The 18805-nt window shown below is 45.3% G+C and carries 18 protein-coding genes, 1 pseudogene and 1 CRISPR repeat array; of the genes and pseudogenes, 10 read left to right on the forward strand and 9 right to left on the reverse strand.

Annotation, left to right across the window (positions count from 1 at the left end; genetic code table 11):
• Positions 1-246 precede the first annotated feature (246 nt).
• The 3 genes from H6G46_RS00485 to H6G46_RS00495 all read right to left on the reverse strand — a co-directional run bounded on the left by H6G46_RS00485 (position 247) and on the right by H6G46_RS00495 (position 3948).
• Positions 247-3123: a plasmid replication protein, CyRepA1 family gene (locus tag H6G46_RS00485; protein WP_011153706.1), complete on the reverse strand. Its 2877-nt coding sequence runs from the start codon at positions 3121-3123 to the stop codon at positions 247-249.
• 163 nt (positions 3124-3286) lie between these two features.
• Positions 3287-3481: a hypothetical protein gene (locus tag H6G46_RS00490; RefSeq protein ID WP_011153705.1), complete on the reverse strand. Its 195-nt coding sequence runs from the start codon at positions 3479-3481 to the stop codon at positions 3287-3289.
• A gap of 191 nt (positions 3482-3672) precedes the next feature.
• Entirely contained in the window at positions 3673-3948 is a 276-nt protein-coding gene (locus tag H6G46_RS00495; RefSeq protein WP_011153704.1) for a hypothetical protein, read from the reverse strand.
• A 31-nt stretch (positions 3949-3979) separates the two neighbouring features.
• Here H6G46_RS00495 and H6G46_RS00500 point away from each other — a divergent pair, with 31 nt between their 5' ends.
• Positions 3980-4129, forward strand: a complete 150-nt coding sequence (locus tag H6G46_RS00500; protein WP_158299053.1) for a hypothetical protein — start codon at positions 3980-3982, stop codon at positions 4127-4129.
• 45 nt (positions 4130-4174) lie between these two features.
• On the opposite strand, the gene H6G46_RS00505 is transcribed toward H6G46_RS00500, so the two are convergent.
• Positions 4175-4348, reverse strand: a complete 174-nt coding sequence (locus H6G46_RS00505; RefSeq protein ID WP_158299052.1) for a hypothetical protein — start codon at positions 4346-4348, stop codon at positions 4175-4177.
• Between the two features lie 52 nt (positions 4349-4400).
• Between H6G46_RS00505 and H6G46_RS00510 the strand changes: the two genes are divergently transcribed.
• Positions 4401-4733 (forward strand): DUF433 domain-containing protein, encoded by a 333-nt coding sequence (locus H6G46_RS00510; RefSeq protein WP_011153703.1) that lies wholly within the window; start codon positions 4401-4403, stop codon positions 4731-4733.
• Positions 4730-5071 carry a DUF5615 family PIN-like protein gene (locus H6G46_RS00515; protein WP_011153702.1) on the forward strand — a complete coding sequence of 114 codons (342 nt, stop codon included), beginning with the start codon at positions 4730-4732 and terminating at the stop codon, positions 5069-5071. Before H6G46_RS00510 ends, H6G46_RS00515 begins: the two co-directional genes overlap by 4 nt.
• Positions 5072-5100: 29 nt before the next feature.
• Here the strand turns inward: H6G46_RS00515 and H6G46_RS00520 are convergent, their stop codons facing one another.
• Positions 5101-5418, reverse strand: a complete 318-nt coding sequence (locus H6G46_RS00520) for a HepT-like ribonuclease domain-containing protein (RefSeq protein WP_011153701.1) — start codon at positions 5416-5418, stop codon at positions 5101-5103.
• A 209-nt stretch (positions 5419-5627) separates the two neighbouring features.
• Here H6G46_RS00520 and H6G46_RS00525 point away from each other — a divergent pair.
• The 7 genes and pseudogenes from H6G46_RS00525 to H6G46_RS00555 form a co-directional block, all read left to right on the forward strand.
• A pseudogene (locus tag H6G46_RS00525) lies at positions 5628-5842 on the forward strand (hypothetical protein); the annotation flags it as partial.
• 288 nt (positions 5843-6130) lie between these two features.
• The gene (locus H6G46_RS00530) at positions 6131-6433 is read left to right on the forward strand and encodes a DUF1778 domain-containing protein (RefSeq protein WP_011153700.1); all 303 of its coding nucleotides are present in this window, start codon (positions 6131-6133) and stop codon (positions 6431-6433) included.
• Complete coding sequence (locus H6G46_RS00535) at positions 6417-6920, forward strand: GNAT family N-acetyltransferase (RefSeq protein ID WP_011153699.1); 504 nt, start codon at positions 6417-6419, stop codon at positions 6918-6920. The genes H6G46_RS00530 and H6G46_RS00535 overlap by 17 nt, the downstream gene beginning before the upstream one ends.
• 219 nt (positions 6921-7139) lie before the next feature.
• Complete coding sequence (locus H6G46_RS00540; RefSeq protein WP_011153698.1) at positions 7140-8165, forward strand: MoxR family ATPase; 1026 nt, start codon at positions 7140-7142, stop codon at positions 8163-8165.
• Positions 8162-9418 (forward strand): VWA-like domain-containing protein, encoded by a 1257-nt coding sequence (locus H6G46_RS00545; RefSeq protein ID WP_011153697.1) that lies wholly within the window; start codon positions 8162-8164, stop codon positions 9416-9418. The genes H6G46_RS00540 and H6G46_RS00545 overlap by 4 nt, the downstream gene beginning before the upstream one ends.
• A 156-nt stretch (positions 9419-9574) precedes the next feature.
• Positions 9575-9766 (forward strand): hypothetical protein, encoded by a 192-nt coding sequence (locus H6G46_RS18310; protein WP_051045132.1) that lies wholly within the window; start codon positions 9575-9577, stop codon positions 9764-9766.
• A gap of 494 nt (positions 9767-10260) precedes the next feature.
• On the forward strand, positions 10261-10845 hold the full coding sequence (locus tag H6G46_RS00555; RefSeq protein ID WP_011153696.1) for a hypothetical protein: 585 nt from the start codon (positions 10261-10263) through the stop codon (positions 10843-10845).
• Positions 10846-10883: 38 nt separating this feature from the next.
• Here the strand turns inward: H6G46_RS00555 and H6G46_RS00560 are convergent, their stop codons facing one another.
• The 4 genes from H6G46_RS00560 to H6G46_RS00575 all read right to left on the reverse strand — a co-directional run bounded on the left by H6G46_RS00560 (position 10884) and on the right by H6G46_RS00575 (position 15426).
• The gene (locus H6G46_RS00560) at positions 10884-11252 is read right to left on the reverse strand and encodes a hypothetical protein (protein WP_199303580.1); all 369 of its coding nucleotides are present in this window, start codon (positions 11250-11252) and stop codon (positions 10884-10886) included.
• Between the two features lie 22 nt (positions 11253-11274).
• Positions 11275-11664 carry a hypothetical protein gene (locus H6G46_RS00565; protein WP_223211241.1) on the reverse strand — a complete coding sequence of 130 codons (390 nt, stop codon included), beginning with the start codon at positions 11662-11664 and terminating at the stop codon, positions 11275-11277.
• A gap of 47 nt (positions 11665-11711) precedes the next feature.
• Positions 11712-13442, reverse strand: a complete 1731-nt coding sequence (locus H6G46_RS00570; protein WP_011153693.1) for a DUF262 domain-containing protein — start codon at positions 13440-13442, stop codon at positions 11712-11714.
• 145 nt (positions 13443-13587) lie between these two features.
• A complete protein-coding gene (locus tag H6G46_RS00575) occupies positions 13588-15426 on the reverse strand; it encodes a hypothetical protein (protein ID WP_190595410.1) in 1839 nt (612 codons plus the stop codon).
• Between the two features lie 364 nt (positions 15427-15790).
• Positions 15791-18804: a CRISPR direct-repeat array (repeat unit 36 nt; unit sequence GTTTCAGTCCCGATCGCCGGGATTAGTAGAAGGAAA).
• Position 18805 lies beyond the last annotated feature (1 nt).

Below are 18805 nucleotides of genomic sequence, written 5' to 3' on the forward strand. Positions count from 1 at the left end.
AATAGTCCGCATAATAATCAGGGGTCGATTTTGCCATTCTTTTCCTCCATCACTGCGGTGGTTACTCCACTGACCAAGCCGGCGGAGACATCTAATCCATAGAGGGTCTCCCTTTAGCCTCTTCATCGACTGTCCTATCGATTTTGCTTATAGCTCATATCCAAAACCCAGTAAGGTTTCTTGCCCATTACATTCCATATCTTGTGGATCAAGCAATTTCTAGGGTGCCCATTGTTTAACTCAGGTTTAACATAACTCTTTTAAAGAAGAGGTGTGACAGGGGACGCGGCTAGAATCCCGTTCAAACCAGCGTTCCATAATGATTTTGGCTGGGTCGTCGGGGGGAGAGTCTACGAGGGCATAAATGCGCTGACGTCCCCCATTGATCCGGTATTGTTTCCCTGTCATTTTCAAGCCCATTAATCCCAGCAATCGTTGGGCAACGGCGATGGGGGTGTCCCGTTCGGGATTGATGGATTGATTGAGAATAGCCTTAATGTCATCACGGAACTGACAGATATGCTCAAACCAGTCCCGTAAGCTTTCCGAGGTATGGGCGGAACCGTCGAGGAATTGCCCGATATTGATAATTTCCAGGGTTTTTACCTTGGCGCTGTAGCAGGTGCTGTTAATGTCGGGGGTGAAAGCCTCCCCGGTTTGTTTGGTGAGCTTTTTAACTCGATGGGTATCCCGCTCAGCTAAAAATTCCCGCCCTAGGGTTAAGTAGTAGCGCAACTGCAATTGACCATATAGTCCTTTGTCATCCTGGCTGACCAGTTCCGGGGTGATGTCGTCGGTGAGATACCGTTTGGAGATGGCTGTTTTTTGTTCTGACAATCGTTCTGGCTCACTTTTGGCCCGGGCCCTGCTGATGCGCTCAAATTCTAGATCATCGAGCAGGGGGGCGGCGGCGACCTTTTCGCAGTGTTGCTGATAATTGGCTTCTGTGTAGGCTTTCATAAATTCTCCAACGCTTTTGGCATCGTCGGGGGCATCGGTGGAGAGAATGCTATACCCTTCGGCTTCCAAGCGGCTAAGGATAACATCTCGATATTTTTTAAAGCCATGGTTGTGGAGGGCGCTGTACCTGGCCCAGGTGACCATGTGGCGGGAGCAATGGCCATCTAGGTTGGCGATGGTATCCGCTTGTCCCAAGAGGAGGGAGTTAGCTTTAAAGAGCTTTTGCTGGGAGCTGACCAATATTTTTGGAATGGTGGAGCCGTTGCCAATGCTTTGATTGGAATATTTTTTAATCCAGAGATGACGGGGGAGATCTTCCCGCACCCGGGCCAAGGATTGACAGACAGCTTCAGCGGTTTGACTGCCGGGGGCAAAACAGAAGACGCGGTGGAAATGCCCTTTAACATCAATGCTTACCCCTGTTTCTAGAGTTGGGGAGGCAATAACAATGTCATAGAGGGGAATGATGGCGTTGAGGTTGCCCATTACTCCATAGGCGGGGTGTCCCGGTTCCGCCACTGATTCCGCATCAATGCGTAAAATGTTCAGCTCTGGGAAGGCTCCCGATAGGGTTGTTTCCAGGTTAATAGTGCCCCATTTGCTGCTGACTTTTTGGGCTCCTGTATGAATTATGAGCCGTTCTCCGTTTTGGATACATTCCAAGGCATCGGAAAATAAAGCTTCTGGGGCGTCATAAAGGAAAGCTTTACGGGCACTGGCGGGGTGATATTCGTTCACCAAGACCCAGGGAGCGCACTGGACTGTTAATAGCCCATGGAGGTAATCAAGGCTGATGCGGGTTAGGTCAGCATCACTGAGGACGATTTGCCCGGCTCCATTAAGCAATTGGCTGAGGGTTTCCAGGATGGCGGGGCGATTGCGTTGGCAGGTGACGGAATTGAGTAAGTGCCAGATGACCTGCTCCGCTTCGTCCAAAATGACCAGGGCGTCAGGGTAGCGGCTGGAGTCGAAGGCGGGCTTGGCTTGGGGATGCAGGGAATCAACACACAAGACATAACCATGGAAGGATTCGGCTCCAAATTCCAATTCCGACCGGTAAGGTAATCCAAACCGCTGGGCCAATTCTTTGGCTAATTGTTCCCGGTGGGTGAGGACAATGACGGGCAGTCCTTTGGCGATCGCCTGCTGTACTTGTTGGGCTAAAGCCTCGGTTTTTCCTGTTCCCTTGGCGGCTTTTATGCCTACTAATCGGCTGGTGACATTGGCCAAAATATCCTGGTCTAGGTAGCGGCAATTTACTATCTGGGAGATGAGGGGGGTTAGGTCGGTAAATTCGCTTAGTTTGTGAGCTTCGAGGCTCTGGCGGGCAGAATAAATGCGGTCTAGGCTGGTTTCTCCGTTGCCAACGATGACATCGTCAATACCCTTGGCTAATCCAGCCCAGGTCATGACAGTGACTTTGCATCCCTGGAGCTCCATCAGACACCCTGTGTTGGCGATCGCCTTTCTGACGTTGTGCTTGGTGGTGGGTTTGTTGTCGTTGTCAAAACAGAAGACAAATTCTCGACCCTGTTGGCAAAATGTCTCAAGCTGGGGGATTAGCTGTTTATGGACTAATTCAATTCCCTCGCTATCTTTGGAGCGGTAACCGGAATAAATCCCCGGCAAGCCTAGGGCGGCATAGCCATAACTAAGCAAGGATGCGGTCTTTTTGGCTCCTTCGGTGATGATGATGGGTACGGCGGGGTTATTTTTTACCCATTGCCAGAATGATTGGGCTATCTCTTGGTTAGGGATATGCTCAAGGTCGGGGCACTCTAATCCAGCTTTCTGGGCAATTTGTCGCCATTGATGACGGGTGATTTTTAAGCAAAATGCTTCTGTTGAGGTCTTGGGGGGGTGTTCATATTTAATTAGCTTCCCTTCTTGGGAGAGTCGAGGCTGATCTGGTTTAAAACAGCCCCATTGGGAATCTTCTAGAGTTATGGCATCTAATCCAGAGCAATACCAGCCTCCCTGTTCAAGGTGACGGTATTGGGTCAGTATTCCTTGACTTAATCGTCCATCGTTACGCCGGGGTAGTTTCTCCGAATACAGTAACCATCCGTAGGCGTTATCTAGGCTCTTCAGGTTAGCTTCGATTATCTCAGGGGCGATGCCGCTATTCACCCATTCTTGCCAGTGCTGGGGTCTAACTTTCATTACTCCACCCCCCCTGCATCATTGAGCTGACGTGTTGTATATGTCCCTAAACAGAAGGGTTTTTGCTTCCAAATTTCAGGCAGGGAGGGAGTTCCGTTGATGTTGCCGACACTAAATTTGCCTGTACCCCTTGAATATCGACGGATTAACGATAAGATAGATATCAAGCGGCACCCCCTGCAAATTTTGCTAGTTGCGGCTTGCCGTTTGAGAAATTCAATTTAAAAGCACCGATCGCCCTTGGTTGGTGAGCCTTTAAGACCTTAGGAACCCCTTCTGTGCCGTCCAAAGCGTGAGGGGTTTCTTTGGTTTTAGGTGTTTGTGCGGCGATCAGGGCGATGGAGTGCCCTGTTTCCATGAAATCTCTCCAATAATTTAGATTGTCAGGTTTGTTAGTCTTGTGTCGCCCATGGAATGAATAAAAACTTCTCGAAGTTGGTTTCTATCTACCTTGGCGATTTGGATAGTCTTCAAGAACATTAACACGAGAAAATGTGAAGTTTCTATAAAAATCTTCCCAAATAGATTTCTCTGATAAGGCAGTAATAGTTACAAAGCCTGTTCAGGAAAGGGTTTCCGCTCCTTTGGTTTGCGCTCAAAAACCTCAATATTCCCCTGGTCGAGCATAGAACCTTGCTCAATTTCCCCCCAACTTACCGGCGATCGCCAGCCAAAAAAAGCAATCGGAACTTCCGGAAACTCATTGTGGTGATTCTGCCCACAGACCACTTCTGTTGAAGGGGAATCGAAATCTAATGCCCTATCGCCTAAGCGGGGACGACCCGCTACGGGTAAAAGAAGTGACCCAGATTGGATTGGGCGCACTTATTACATTCGTCGTGAAACAGACCTAGATGTGGAGGAAGAACTTCATCGCCTTAAGCGGGATAATCAAGCCGCCGATAAATCTGAATTGGTGGATTTTCTCCTGTCTGAATGGGTGAAAAGTCAAAAAGGCGAACAGGCGACATTTCACCTTGGCGAAAATGTGGGTCAATGGGAATAAGATTGCAATTTCCTAAAATATTTTGTCCTATAATTGTATTGTTTTTCATGCTTCTCGGTAGTGTTCTTCTGGGTCGGAAAATTTACGCATGGATGAATCTCGCCTAGCAGTTCCATCCTTTTTACTCCCCGCTGACCATTGTTGATGGGATGTTTGGACATAGGTGGCGACAATCGCACTGGGCACAATATAAAAGTCGGGGCGATCGCCGAGGGGCAAAGGGAATTGGAGGCCATGCTCTAAAATTGGACTTATTGCATAGGAATATGAGATGACGAGTGCATTACAGGCGATCGCCAATTTACTGCCTCAATTGTCCGGGGGAGAGCGGGCACAGTTATTGCAGTGGGTGGCCCAGGATTTAGGTGATTTGGCTCCCGGTGTCGAAGTCCACCCCCTAGTCTGTGGTGGTGAGCCTTGCATTGTTCGCACTCGGATTCCTGTTTGGGTATTGGAGCAGGCCAGGCGGCAGGGCTTGAATGATGGGGAAATTTTGCGCTGTTATCCTAGTCTCCGGGCCGAAGATTTGGTTAATGCCTGGGCCTATGTCCGTCGTCATCGATCAGAAGTTGAGGGGCAAATCAACGAGAATGAAGCCCTATGAGTCGATTGTACGGTGACGAAAATTTTCCTATGCCTGTGGTGCAGGCTTTACGTGAACTAGGGCATGATGTACTGACTTGTTTGGATGCGGGGCAAGCCGATAAAGCTATTCCCGACGAGGATGTATTGGCTTTTGCTGTCGCTGAACAAAGGGCAGTGTTGACAATTAATCGTAAGGATTTTATTCGGCTTCATCTACAAAATGAATGCCATTGCGGTATCATTGTTTGTACTTTTAATGCAGATTTCTTAGCACAAGCAAAACAAATTGATGCGGCTTTGGAGCAGATAAGTGAACCCAGCAATCAGCTTATACGAATTAACCGCTTACAGGGATAGTAGTTAAATTGAAAAACTGTCATCGAAATTCAAGGAACAGTTTCTTGGGATTTGTTTGCTTCAAACTCTAAAAAATTTCTCCCCAAAGATTTAATTGTCTCCCCTGTAAACAACTCATCCTGTAGTTTTAAATAATTCCCTTGATTGTAGGGAATTTTGGAATAAGTTTGCCGAAATTCTGGGGAAATTCTCCTTAAAGCCTCTCCTAAGACCGCAATATTTCGCATCACTGCGTCTTGAGTTTTAATATCAGTAAAGAAATTTTCTTCTGTCATATTTGTAGTGAAAGTTACAATGCGACGAGCAAAAATTAGAGCATCCAAAATTGAGGCCAGATCACGATTCATAAATTACCTGAGCACTATTGATAATTGATAAAACTAAATTATTCATCATATACCTCCTAGAAGATCGGTCTATTTTTTAAGATAGGGTCGGCGATCCCCTTTGCCCAGTCTCCCCAAACCGTTTGCCGGTAACTTATCCCGTTCCCCTGCATAAAATAGAATATTCACCGTTGACCATGAACTAATATTGCCGGAGAGAGAACCGTCCTATGTTGCAAGGCTACCGTCGCCACGCTGCCAATCGCCAAAAGTTAGGCATTCCCCCCCTGCCCCTCAACGCCCAGCAGACTACCGAACTATGTGAACTGCTAAAAATCCCCCCGAAGCGGAAAAAGAAGAATTGATGATGTTATTGCGGGATTGGGTTCCCCCTGGGGTGGATGAGGCGGCCTATGTCAAAGCAGGATTCCTCAAGGCGATCGCAGGCGTTCCGGGCTGGTCTTCCGATTGGGCTTCCGTTTGCAGTGCAGACAATGTTTCCTTGGCCATGGCGGTTAACCTCGGGTAGGCATCCTTGACTTTTAACTCTATGTCAAATATCGACAAAGATTACGGTGGAACAAATATTGCTTTATTTGCATAGCATCCACTGCTCTCTACCAATTTGCACCATTCATTTCTCCAAAAAGTCCATAAGGTTCACAGATTATGTACGGTAAATTGCCGTATATTTTGGTAGCATGGTCTCATTCCCCATTGCCAGTTTTGTCCCATGACCCAGATCACCAAGTCCAAAGCCCTGGCTAGGCTGGAAGCCCGGATTAGTCCAGAAACAAAAGCGTTGATGCAAAAGGCGGCGGCCCTGGAGGGCAGATCATTAACTGATTTTGTCGTCGCCAGTGCCCAAGCGGCCGCATTGAAGGTGATTGAACAGCATCAAACTCTCCAATTAACCATTGCCGACAGTCAAGCTTTTGTTGATGCGCTACTACGGCCATCGGAGCCAAATAGTAAGTTAAAAAAAGCCGCCTTGCGTCACCAACAAATAATAGAGATTGATGGTGTTAAAAATTGAACTTCTTGATAGTCGTATCCATCAGCGCTCAGACTTTTACTGTGGAGAAGCATCTCTGGATACCTATATCCAAAAACAAGCTTCCCAAGACCTAAAAAGAAAAATTGCAACAATATTTGTCCTAGTTGATAATCTAGATAAAAAAGTGTTGGGCTACTACACTCTTTCAGCTTATACTGTCAACATTGCTTACTTAGAAACCGACTTTGCTAAAGGATTGCCCCGTTATCCCATGCTACCTGCAACCCTGTTAGGACGTTTAGCTGTTGACCAAAACTACAAAGGCCAGGGACTAGGTGAACTATTATTAATTGATGCCTTAAAAAGAGCTTGGGAAACCTCTCAATTAATTGCTTCCCTTGCCGTCATAGTGGAAGCCCTCAATGACCAGGCTTCTAATTTTTACATCAAATATGGCTTTGTGCCTTTTAATCAACAGCCAAGTAAACTCTATTTAGCAATGAAATCGGTGGAAAGACTCTTTTAGAATGATTTTTTTAGATTAATGTTTACTTTAAAGTAGCAAATATTTTAAGATGAACTACCAAATAAGCGCAAAATTGCATAGTAAATAATTATTTTTTGTGCATCTAGTTCTGGGCATAATTGGTTAAACCGAACCCATAGTAAGCTTTCTAGCTCTACTGCCTCGTTCCCTGGACATCTTTCTTTATACCGTAGCGGCATTACGTAAGGACAATTTTCCATGACCCCAGTTCAGCTAAAAAACTACCTGGAACAACTAGTTGGCAACCAAATTAAAACCAGCACCATGATTTGGGGGCCCCCTGGTATTGGTAAGTCCAGCATTGTGGCACAAATTGCTGAAGAAGGAAAACTGAGGTTCATTGACCTGCGGCTGAGTCAACTAGCACCGACGGATCTACGGGGTTTGCCCGTTGCCATTCCCACTAGCAAAACTAAGCCCCAGACAGGGACTTCTGCTTGGTATCCACCGGAATTTTTACCTAAAGATGGAGCTGGTATTCTCTTCCTCGATGAATTAAATATGGCCCCACCAGCTATGCAAGGGGTAGCCCAACAGTTAATTTTAGATCGTCGGGTGGGTAGCTATGAAGTACCAACGGATTGGTTTATCTGGGCGGCGGGCAATCGAAAGGAAGACCGGGCTTCCGTGTTTGAAATGCCGGCACCTTTAGCAAATCGTTTTTTACACCTGGACGTACAACCGGATTTTGAAAGCTTTAAGCAGTATGCCCTAGAGCAAAAATACCACGAACAGGTTATTGCTTTTCTTTCCTTCCGTCCAGGATTAATTCATAAGTTGGATCTCCAACGACCTGCTTGGCCATCTCCCCGTTCCTGGGCCATAGCCAATGGACTCCACCAAGTCAACTTAGATGTGTCCCCAGCGGTGGGAGAAGGATGCGCCGCTGAATTCAGTGCCTTTGTGCAACTCTATAAAGACCTACCGGATTTGGAAGCTATTTTTCGGGGACAGGGACAGAATATTGGTTTTCCCACCGAACCGTCCAGTGGTTACGCCTCCACCATTGGGCTGGCAGTGCGGGCGAAAGATGCCACCGCAGGGGTTAATGCTTTTCATTGGTTAACGGATAAAGCGGATAGTGAGTGGGTACAGTTATTTGTTACCGATATGGCCGGGCAATTGCGGCGGGCCGGTCACTTGGGAGCATTGTCCATCATGGCGAAAAAAGAACCAAAACTTAAACAGTTCATGCAGGGTTATCAGGAGTTGCTAGCGATATGAGCGATGATTGCCAAGCTCTGCTCAGTGCTACCCGATTGCGGCTACGGATGCAGTCTCCCTTTTTTGCTACCCTCGCTCTGTTTGCCCGTTATTACGTCACTGAAGCAATACCTACCGCTGGTACAGAGGGTAAAAATATCTATTTCAATCCCCATTATCTTGCCCAGCTTACCCCCGCCGAAAGGGACGGGCTATTTCTCCATGAGTTGTTGCACGGAGCATTGTTACACCAAAGCCGTCGGGCCAGTCGTCTGCCGGAGTTGTGGAATATAGCGGCGGATATTGTGGTTAATGGCATGATTGTGGCGGAGGGAAAATTTGTTATTCCCAAGGGGGGTTTACGGGAACCGGAATTAGAAAAATATAGTGTGGAGGAGGTCTATGAGTTACTGATTAAACGGGAAAGTCCCCCGGCTTTACCGATAGCGGATCTGTTGCAGGAAATTCCCAATCTAACTACCCAAAGTGATAGTAATAATAATGACAATGACCTAAATAGTAATGACAGTGAGCCTAATGGTGGGCAATCTTCAGCGAATTCCAGCAAAATCCATAGCCATTCACAGGATGATCAAGAAATCCACCGTAATCGTTTAGAAAGTCCTCGCCACCAGGAGGAGCAGTTGGCTGTCCATTGGCGGAATGCGATCCAACAGGCTACCGTTGTGGCCCGTAGTCAGTTCCAGGGCAATTTACCGGAAGGCTTAGAACGACACTTGGGGGAAATTGGCCAGCCTCAGTTGGATTGGCGCACCTATCTCTGGCGATTTTTAGTCCATACTCCCAATGATTTTCAGGGGTACGATCGCCGTTTTATCCATCAAGGTCTGTATCTGGAAGCTTTGGTGGGGGAAAGTGTTGAAGTTTTTTGTTGCATTGACACCAGTGGTTCGGTGGGGGACGAGGAGATGGGAATTTTCTTGAGTGAGCTGAGGGGTATTTTCGGTTCCTATCCCCAAATAAAATGTTGGCTCTGGTATGCTGATGCGGACTGCTATGGCCCCTATGAGCTAGATAATTTAAACGCAGTACCCAAACCCCAGGGGGGCGGTGGCACGGATTTTCGTCCCTTTTTTACGGCGGTGGATGAAAAGTGGAGCAGGGAAAAACAGGCAGTTATCTGTTACCTCACCGATGGTTATGGCAGTTTTCCCGACCAGGCCCCACCATTGGATACCCTCTGGGTAGTATCACCAGGGGGTAAGAATAGTGACGGTTTTCCCTTTGGGGAGGTGGTACGGTTAAGATCCTAATTGGCAACTATTTGGACAAAGCTATGGAAAAAGTTGTTCTTAAAACCACAAAACAAAGTCAAGGTAATGATTTTTCTTATTGGCAAACACAATCCTATGGGAAGCGACTGGAAGCCCTAGAACAAATCCGTCGAGAGTACCATCAATATAAATACAATGCTGAACCAAGACTTCAAAGAATTTATAGAATTGTTAAACAAAAATCAGGTTAAATATCTTGTCATTGGTGGCTATGCCGTAGCTATCCATGGACATCCTCGCTATACCAAAGATATTGATATCTGGGTAGAAATAGGTGAAAACTACTTATGGCATTGGCACGGTTTGGATTTAATAGTTTGGGGATAAATGCAGAGGATTTTCAAGCTCCCGACCAACAAGAGATAAAGCAATTAAAAGAAATCCAGATTTTTAGCTAATAATTAAACAACAGTAAAGATAATGTGAAATATAGCCAAAGTAGGAATTTAAATGATTATTTCATAGTTTGAAATCTTTAGGATTCGCGTTTTACTCCATGATGTTAACTGCCAAAGTATTAAAGCAGACATTCGCTTTTTGTGTAATCTCAAGTAGAAAACAAGTAATTCGATGGAGTCTGTCAAAGTATGAGTGAACATCGGAATCGAGTGGCGGATTTCTGGGATGGGTACATTTCAGCTTGGCTTGATGGAGATAACATGTTTGATGCTTGGCTTGAGAAGCAATGACCTTCCATAACCAGAGACCTCACTTCATGGCAAGAATCCTATAAAGGCAAGGGTAAAGGGGCACTAGACCTAACCTGCTTCCCCGACCCTTTTACCGGGGATCTTCGTGGCATAAATGGCGAACCCTCATTGGTGGTACTCGGGCTAAATCCTGGTGTTGGCTATCCTGAGCTTCAGTCCCGGGATGGTGTCTGGGCCAATCGTATACGGCAGACATCTTTCAGCAAATGCTTTGATCGTAGTCCCCCTGGCGATCAAGCTTGGCTCAAGCTCCATGTGAAAGAAAGTCCCTATTGGCGCAGTCTAATGAGTTTTGGTCAACGTTGCTGTGGCAACAATTTTGAGTTCAGCCAAATTCTCAATTTTGAACTTTATCCGTGGCATTCCTCTGCCCTAACATCAGCACTTAATTGTCCACCTTCTATAATTGACCTCTATGTTTTCCAGCCCCTTGCGGAAGTTCAAACTCGACACATCTTTGCGTTTGGGAAGCCGTGGGACAAAGTTTTTCAGGGTCTTGGTTTGACAGAAGTTCGACGCTATGGAGACGGTTTTCAGCCGTTGCCTGGAGTATCAACACCGGGTTGGACAGTGGTCATATTCCGTTCTGCCCTAATGACGGTACCAATTATTGTTAGTTGGCAACAGGGTTATGCTGGGCCACCAGGCAAACCACGTCTTCAAGCTCTACGGGCGATCATTGAGAATGAAGGTTAACGTAACATTGTTTTTGATGAAGTTATAGTTAACAAAGCTCAAATAGTAATTGTTGTTTCTAGCGCTTTTTTGATATACAAATAAAAACCAGAGATTTTCTTAAAATCTTCACCAAAAACAGCTTTGTTGATTTTACTGTTTCTTGTATTCTCAACAATATGCCAAGGTAAATCTTGCTCGTATTGCTTCAATATCTGCAAGTAATCAAAAACGCCTATTCTTTTCGTGTCTGCATTAAGCTGAAAATCGTACATCCCTAATTTGATAAAAATCCATGAAGCTTGACTATAAGATGTATCGCCAATAGTCACCTCGTCGGTTTTGTTATACCACTGACTCAATGCTTTATTGAAGTCTGATTTTGAATAAAATGTGGTACCTTTCTCAAAAAAAGTTGGGGAATTCATTTTAAGCACTAACAAAAAAATGTTAACAATTTAAATATTTGGTGGGAGACCTATCACCTTTTTTAAAATAATGAGATATATTACCATTGATGTAATCTTGCATTTCTGTAGCTACTTTTCCTTCAAAGAACCAGCGCTGACGACCTACATCGGTCACTTTACCGGAAAAATCCCAGCGGTCAATGCGATAAACTTGTAGGACAACCCCTTTGAAGGCAGCAAAGCCGTACTCTGCTTTTTCTCTCCTATGGCCAAGAATCCAGTCACTCCGGGTTATATCATAAATTTCTTGTTGGCTAAGATTGGTAGAGTAAGTTTTATTAAGACGAAAAATAATAGCAGGCTCAGTAATAGTAATAGCCTGAGTAATTTCTGGTTTATGTTTAGGAGAAAAATAGTGTTTGTAGCTCATAAAGTTAAACTTAAAGGTTATATTCATTTACTTTTTACAAAATTTGACTACATCAAACTTAACCTCCAAACTTTTTTCAGGGTCTTGATGTAAAAGTTTTGATTTTGTTCAACTATTGCTGGTGTCCAAGTCGAATAGCTTAAAATTCTGGTTGTAATGGGGAATGTTACGCTTCCTTTCTTTTGAAAATACTCTTTTTTCTTGATTTCAAAGCTTAAATTACTGCCGGATGAGTTTTTCTTTTGAGAGAGCAAAGCCAGATTGCCTAAACGATTGACCCAAATTGCATGATTTTCTTCATTCCATCCTAAGCTTTTCCATTCCAGGGTTAGGCTTTGGGGAAGAACGTGTTCTATTGTAAGGGTTTTACTTTTTAAGCTTTCACTCTGGCCACTTTCAGCTAAAGCAGAATCTAAGCGGAGTAAAATGTACTTTCTTCGAGTTTTATCCTTGTAAATATCTCCCTCAAGAACTTTTTTAATTAGTTCATCTTGCTTTTCTATATCGAGAGCTTTCTCAAGGGTGTCAATTGCTTCCCCCGCACTTTCTAGTGTCGCAAGAATAACTGGTCTGTAAGCACGGGCTCGGGCATTAATATCAAATCTCAAAAACATTATTGCAGCCGCATACCTTTCTAGTTCCACCAGAAATTTTAAAAGTTTAGTTGATTCATTTCTGTATCTGATCATGAAGGATATTAAGGGAGCTTTCCAATCATCATTATCAATTAGGTTAAGCCAACCAAGATAATTGTTAATTGAATCTTGTATTTCCAGATCTTCACATTCAAAGTTTTGATTATTAATAATTTCTAAAACTTTTGAGGAAGGAAGTAATAGCTCATCAACGAACTTAAAGACATGGTCTTTTGGATATTTTTCTTCATATTTTGGCAAAACTCTTTTTCTATATTCAGTCAAGATGCTCTTGCTAGGTCTTTCCTGATACTCAATCCTAAAAATATATGCAAAAAGAGACTCAAATTGACTTCGCCCTAAATCTCCCTCCATACTATCCCAAATTTCTGTATATTCTTTGCGTTTTTTCCCATCATCCATTTTGGAAATAATTTCTGCCTTAAGAATATCATTATGAGTTAAGTTTAATCCACGACTATTGATGGTTGAAAATATACGGTATGCCTTTTCAAAATCATTGGTGCTTACAACCACCAAATGACAGCATTTTAATATATTTCCTAGTAATTTAGTAAGCCACTGATCTTTATCCTGATCACTAATTTCTTTAAGTTTATTTTTTAATTGTTTGTCAAAGAAAATTGCATTATCTCTCATCTTGATTTGGCTGTCAGAATCAAATCCTGAATCCTGTTTGATTAAGTTTTCTATTCCACCAGGAGTATATATATTGTCAGCAAAGAACTGATTATCTTGTTTTCTAGTGGTAAGCCCTGGTCTTTTTTGACCATCGAAGTCTTCTTCAAAAAATAAATTTTCAATTTTTGAGTATGCTGTACTTGAAGGAGAAAGATGGTGACGGATAACGGCAAACAGGATTGTTAAGGTTGTGAGTCTTTGTTGTCCATCAACAACTTCTGCCTCTGGTTTGTTTTCTGATTTCACTAGAACCATGCTACCTAAAAAGTATTCTGGTTCCTCTTCTTCCTTTTGATCTAATGCATTAATCAAATCATTCCAAAATTCTTCTGCTTGATCATTCGTCCATGCATAGGGGCGCTGATATTCTGGAATCTTGAATTGATAGTCTTTAGGGGAAAAAACATTTCTTAGTGGATGTTCTAGGGCATAAATTGTCATAATTTCTCTTGCCTAAATTTAAGCTAAATGATTAAGTGGATGATATAGCTAAGCACCACCGAGGATTTTGGCTATAATCCAGATGAGGGCAAAGATTAGTCCGAAGATAAGCCAGAACATGAATTTGAATAGTTCTGCCATAATTTTAATCCTCTGGGATGATGTTTTGTCGTTGCTCCAGATTAGCCTGGGCTTTTTGTCGTACGAGACGATTCCCATCCAGCAATAGTTTTTGCAGAGTGGCATCGGGGGTTTTGGGGTGTTCTGCTATGGCACACCGTTCTAGCCAATCCCGACTGCGGTAGTTTTTGGCAAGGGCACCGGTGGGACAATGGGGAGAACGGAAGGCAATGAGACGAGGGTAGGTGGGAATAGAACTCTTGGTGAACTGTTCCAAGAAGGAATCCACGATTAAATCTGCGGGTGGGCAATTCAGATTCGATGCCACGCCCCTGCGTACATCTGAATTATTATCTAATGCAAGTTGGGTCAGTACCTCCACCGGGCAATTCGGATTCGATGCCACGCCCCTGCGTACATCTGAATTATTATCTAATGCAAGTTGGGTCAGTACCTCCACCGGGCAATTCGGATTCGATGCCACGCCCCTGCGTACATCTGAATTATTATCTAATGCAAGTTGGGTCAGTACCTCCACCGGGCAATTCAGATTCAATGCTATGCCCCTGCGCACATATGAATCATCTAATGCAAGTTGGGTCAGTACCTCCACTGGACAATTCGGATTCAATGTTACGTCTATGCGTACATCTGAATTATTATCTAGTGCAAGTTGGGTCAGTAGCTTCAACCTTAGCTCCACTGGACAATTCGGATTCAATGTTATGCCTATGCGTACATCTGAATTATTATCTAGTGCAAGTTGGGTCAGTACATCCACCGGGCAATTCAGATTCAATGTTATGCCTATGCGTACATCTGAATTATTATCTAGTGCAAGTTGGGTCAGTACATCCACCGGGCAATTTGGATTCGATGCCACGTCCCTGCGTACCCTGTAATCATCATCTAGTGCAAGTTGGGTCAGTACCTCTACCGGGCAATTCAGATTCGATGCCACGTCCCTGCGCACATATGAATTATTATCTAGTGCAAATTGGGTCAGTACATCCACCGGACAATTTGGATTCTCCGCTACACAAATGCGTACCCAGCAACCATCATCTAGTGCAAGTTGGGTCAGTAGCTTCAGCCTTAGCTCCACCGGACAATTTGGATTCTTCGCTACACAAATGCGTACATCTAAATCATCATCTAGTGCGAGTTGAGCCAGTACATCCACCGGACAATTCGGATGCGATGCTATGCGCCTGCGTATCCAGTAATTCAAACAAACTAAATCCTTTAACTCCGGCCAGAAATACCTAAAAAAATCCGTTACCCGTTCATTTTCTTTCTCCGGTACTCGCCGCTTTAACCCCTGCTCTTCCCAGCTTGGTTCGACCTCTACTCCACTATTAACATGGAGCTTGGCCGCTATAACCACATCCCAATCCCCATGCTCGGTCAACCCCTGGACCACCTCCGCCGGCACATTCGGGTTAATCAACAACGACTGCAACGTATTTTCATCACCATTGGTAGCCGCCCAGCGCAGAAAACTAACCGGAGCCACTTCCCGCTTCAGCAAACTATTGAGGGAAGACTTGGGAAACTCCGACAACAGATTGGGATTTTCGATCAATAAAATATCGAACACCGGATTGTCCAACAACTGCTCCGGGAACAGGGAACCCAGTTTTAGTAACACCTCCGTCGGCGTATTGGGATTACTGACCAGAGCTTTAAGCAGGGGCTTGTCGCTGGTGTGGCTCAGCTCCTCCAACAAATCCGGTGGGGCCATATAATTAGCCGCTACTAGCTTGGCCAGTTTGGGGTCTTGGGCCAGTTCCCTTAGACGGTCTAGACTGGTGGACTCAGATTGGGCTTCGGCCTTGGGAGTAAGCTTTTTAAGTTTAGGCATAGGAATATAACAATAAACCTAATCTAATTGTGCCAGTGACTGCTGTTTTAGAGTCAAAAAATATAAGCAGTAATTTCGTTTGATAAAAAGCAAAATATATGGCAGTGGTCTCCTAACAAGGGAGGTTTCTGTAACTACGTGAGTGGAGTGTCCCATCAATAGTGATGGCAGTGAGAAGCAAATCCTATTACCAGGGCTGTAAGGTGGCCCCGAAAAAGTGGACAGGGGAGAAAGCTCTAAACTAAAAACTGCAACCGGGGAAAACAATCATGGCTGATTCTCAAATAGCTGTTTTTAGCGCTACTGGTGGGGTTCAGTTTAGACTTGGAGATGATGTTAACTGGCGCTGGTGGGCTGGCGGCGTGTTTCAGTCCCGATCGCCGGGATTAGTAGAAGGAAAGAATCCTTGCGAGTATAAGTCATACAGACGGAGTTTCAGTCCCGATCGCCGGGATTAGTAGAAGGAAAGATGAAGAAATATTGGCAGTGTGGGAGGGACTAGTTTCAGTCCCGATCGCCGGGATTAGTAGAAGGAAAGCTACGGCTAGGTATGCACCATCACTGGAAAAATCGTTTCAGTCCCGATCGCCGGGATTAGTAGAAGGAAAGATTGCCGACCGTTCAGGACAATATGCTGGGAGCGATGGTTTCAGTCCCGATCGCCGGGATTAGTAGAAGGAAAGCTGTTGGCGAAACAGGAAAAATCTACGTAACAGAAGAGTTTCAGTCCCGATCGCCGGGATTAGTAGAAGGAAAGAAGTATTAAAGGAGTTGGGCGGTGGCTAGTAACAGTGTTTCAGTCCCGATCGCCGGGATTAGTAGAAGGAAAGAATCGAGTGATTTTTGAAGAATCATTAATGGAAGTTTCAGTCCCGATCGCCGGGATTAGTAGAAGGAAAGGTTAACTATTCCTTCTAGCCATGCTTAACATTGCCCGTTTCAGTCCCGATCGCCGGGATTAGTAGAAGGAAAGTTTGCCGGGAATACCATCAATTTCCCCCTGGTAGTGTTTCAGTCCCGATCGCCGGGATTAGTAGAAGGAAAGTTTGCCGGGAATACCATCAATTTCCCCCTGGTAGTGTTTCAGTCCCGATCGCCGGGATTAGTAGAAGGAAAGCCGAAAAGGGACACCACCTATCCCCGAAAAGGGAGTTTCAGTCCCGATCGCCGGGATTAGTAGAAGGAAAGACCACTCGACGATCAGATCTTCATCAATCAACCGAAGTTTCAGTCCCGATCGCCGGGATTAGTAGAAGGAAAGTCGGAGCCAGGCCCACCAAAAGCCGCTTGGTAGGATTGTTTCAGTCCCGATCGCCGGGATTAGTAGAAGGAAAGCCGACTTTTGGATCGATTAGAATCCGACGATGGCTAAAGTTTCAGTCCCGATCGCCGGGATTAGTAGAAGGAAAGTAGTTTTTGTCGTTAGCTTTCGTTCCAACTTTGGTTTCAGTCCCGATCGCCGGGATTAGTAGAAGGAAAGGGACCAGACTGCGTAGCGGCGTTTGAACCTTACTTGTTTCAGTCCCGATCGCCGGGATTAGTAGAAGGAAAGCCGCTTAACCTCAATGGACAGGGCAGGATGGCCCAACAAATGTTTCAGTCCCGATCGCCGGGATTAGTAGAAGGAAAGCTAGCCTGGTATTTTGCAGTTAAAAGTCCCAATCTTTGTTTCAGTCCCGATCGCCGGGATTAGTAGAAGGAAAGCCGCTTAACCTCAATGGACAGGGCAGGATGGCCCAACAAATGTTTCAGTCCCGATCGCCGGGATTAGTAGAAGGAAAGCTAGCCTGGTATTTTGCAGTTAAAAGTCCCAATCTTTGTTTCAGTCCCGATCGCCGGGATTAGTAGAAGGAAAGCCGCTTAACCTCAATGGACAGGGCAGGATGGCCCAACAAATGTTTCAGTCCCGATCGCCGGGATTAGTAGAAGGAAAGCTAGCCTGGTATTTTGCAGTTAAAAGTCCCAATCTTTGTTTCAGTCCCGATCGCCGGGATTAGTAGAAGGAAAGTTATCGGATTCTCCTTTGGTGGTGGAATCTCTGCATCGTTTCAGTCCCGATCGCCGGGATTAGTAGAAGGAAAGGAGGATATCCTTAAGGGCTTCCGTGCCAGCTTTGGTTTCAGTCCCGATCGCCGGGATTAGTAGAAGGAAAGCCCGTAGGCGTCATTACCCAGGAGGGAAACCCGAGTTTCAGTCCCGATCGCCGGGATTAGTAGAAGGAAAGTTTCATTCCCAAAGCCTTATGACCAGCTTAGCCAGTTGGTTTCAGTCCCGATCGCCGGGATTAGTAGAAGGAAAGCCAGGCTTTCCCTACCTGTCCGATGGCGTGACATACAGTTTCAGTCCCGATCGCCGGGATTAGTAGAAGGAAAGTAAACCAAGTAGAAACGAGGCAGAATCATTATGGAGTTTCAGTCCCGATCGCCGGGATTAGTAGAAGGAAAGAGAGCAAAGTTAGCATCGAAGGAAGCACGATAATCGTTTCAGTCCCGATCGCCGGGATTAGTAGAAGGAAAGGATCAGTTTCGGTTGCCTTATGCCAAAGATCTAATGTTTCAGTCCCGATCGCCGGGATTAGTAGAAGGAAAGATTGGGGGATCTGGCAGGGATCTGGCCCCCTCACGTTTCAGTCCCGATCGCCGGGATTAGTAGAAGGAAAGTTGAATCCAAATGGCAACGCCGGAAGCTGATTGTTTCAGTCCCGATCGCCGGGATTAGTAGAAGGAAAGTCGGGGGCGTAGGTTTCTTCCACCACATCTGGAATGTTTCAGTCCCGATCGCCGGGATTAGTAGAAGGAAAGATAGCGATGCCCGATTCTCTCCAGCTTCTTCAGCAGTTTCAGTCCCGATCGCCGGGATTAGTAGAAGGAAAGTAGACATTGTTGAAGAACTTGGACTGATGGAAGAAGTTTCAGTCCCGATCGCCGGGATTAGTAGAAGGAAAGAACGGGCTGGGTCTGGAACCGGAATTCGTGTCTATTGTTTCAGTCCCGATCGCCGGGATTAGTAGAAGGAAAGTCAAGTCTTCTTGAATCGACAACAATTTAACCTCGTTTCAGTCCCGATCGCCGGGATTAGTAGAAGGAAAGCTTGTTTTGTTGCGCTTTCTCTAGCAACTTGCTATGTTTCAGTCCCGATCGCCGGGATTAGTAGAAGGAAAGAGCCAGCGGCTTTTCCACCAGGAAAATTAGGGCAAGGTTTCAGTCCCGATCGCCGGGATTAGTAGAAGGAAAGCCAAGCTGTTATTGACTTAATCGAGTCTGTCCGCAAGTTTCAGTCCCGATCGCCGGGATTAGTAGAAGGAAAGCACCTCCATGCTTGCTATGTTGCCTGGGATGGCAAGTTTCAGTCCCGATCGCCGGGATTAGTAGAAGGAAAG

This window comes from Synechocystis sp. FACHB-908, assembly GCF_014698595.1.
In the GTDB taxonomy this organism is placed as follows: Bacteria; Cyanobacteriota; Cyanobacteriia; order Cyanobacteriales; family Microcystaceae; genus Synechocystis.

What these genes read in the sequence shown, in the direction of transcription:
- H6G46_RS00560 (WP_199303580.1), bottom strand. Translation starts at nt 11,252, where the DNA reads ATGAATTCCCCAACTTTTTTTGAGAAAGGTACCACATTTTATTCAAAA.
- H6G46_RS00565 (WP_223211241.1), bottom strand. Translation starts at nt 11,664, where the DNA reads ATGAGCTACAAACACTATTTTTCTCCTAAACATAAACCAGAAATTACT.
- H6G46_RS00520 (WP_011153701.1), bottom strand. Translation starts at nt 5,418, where the DNA reads ATGAATCGTGATCTGGCCTCAATTTTGGATGCTCTAATTTTTGCTCGT.
- H6G46_RS00510 (WP_011153703.1), top strand. Translation starts at nt 4,401, where the DNA reads ATGACGAGTGCATTACAGGCGATCGCCAATTTACTGCCTCAATTGTCC.
- H6G46_RS00545 (WP_011153697.1), top strand. Translation starts at nt 8,162, where the DNA reads ATGAGCGATGATTGCCAAGCTCTGCTCAGTGCTACCCGATTGCGGCTA.
- H6G46_RS00515 (WP_011153702.1), top strand. Translation starts at nt 4,730, where the DNA reads ATGAGTCGATTGTACGGTGACGAAAATTTTCCTATGCCTGTGGTGCAG.
- H6G46_RS00540 (WP_011153698.1), top strand. Translation starts at nt 7,140, where the DNA reads ATGACCCCAGTTCAGCTAAAAAACTACCTGGAACAACTAGTTGGCAAC.
- H6G46_RS00485 (WP_011153706.1), bottom strand. Translation starts at nt 3,123, where the DNA reads ATGAAAGTTAGACCCCAGCACTGGCAAGAATGGGTGAATAGCGGCATC.
- H6G46_RS00530 (WP_011153700.1), top strand. Translation starts at nt 6,131, where the DNA reads ATGACCCAGATCACCAAGTCCAAAGCCCTGGCTAGGCTGGAAGCCCGG.
- H6G46_RS18310 (WP_051045132.1), top strand. Translation starts at nt 9,575, where the DNA reads ATGCTGAACCAAGACTTCAAAGAATTTATAGAATTGTTAAACAAAAAT.
- H6G46_RS00535 (WP_011153699.1), top strand. Translation starts at nt 6,417, where the DNA reads ATGGTGTTAAAAATTGAACTTCTTGATAGTCGTATCCATCAGCGCTCA.
- H6G46_RS00575 (WP_190595410.1), bottom strand. Translation starts at nt 15,426, where the DNA reads ATGCCTAAACTTAAAAAGCTTACTCCCAAGGCCGAAGCCCAATCTGAG.
- H6G46_RS00490 (WP_011153705.1), bottom strand. Translation starts at nt 3,481, where the DNA reads ATGGAAACAGGGCACTCCATCGCCCTGATCGCCGCACAAACACCTAAA.
- H6G46_RS00570 (WP_011153693.1), bottom strand. Translation starts at nt 13,442, where the DNA reads ATGACAATTTATGCCCTAGAACATCCACTAAGAAATGTTTTTTCCCCT.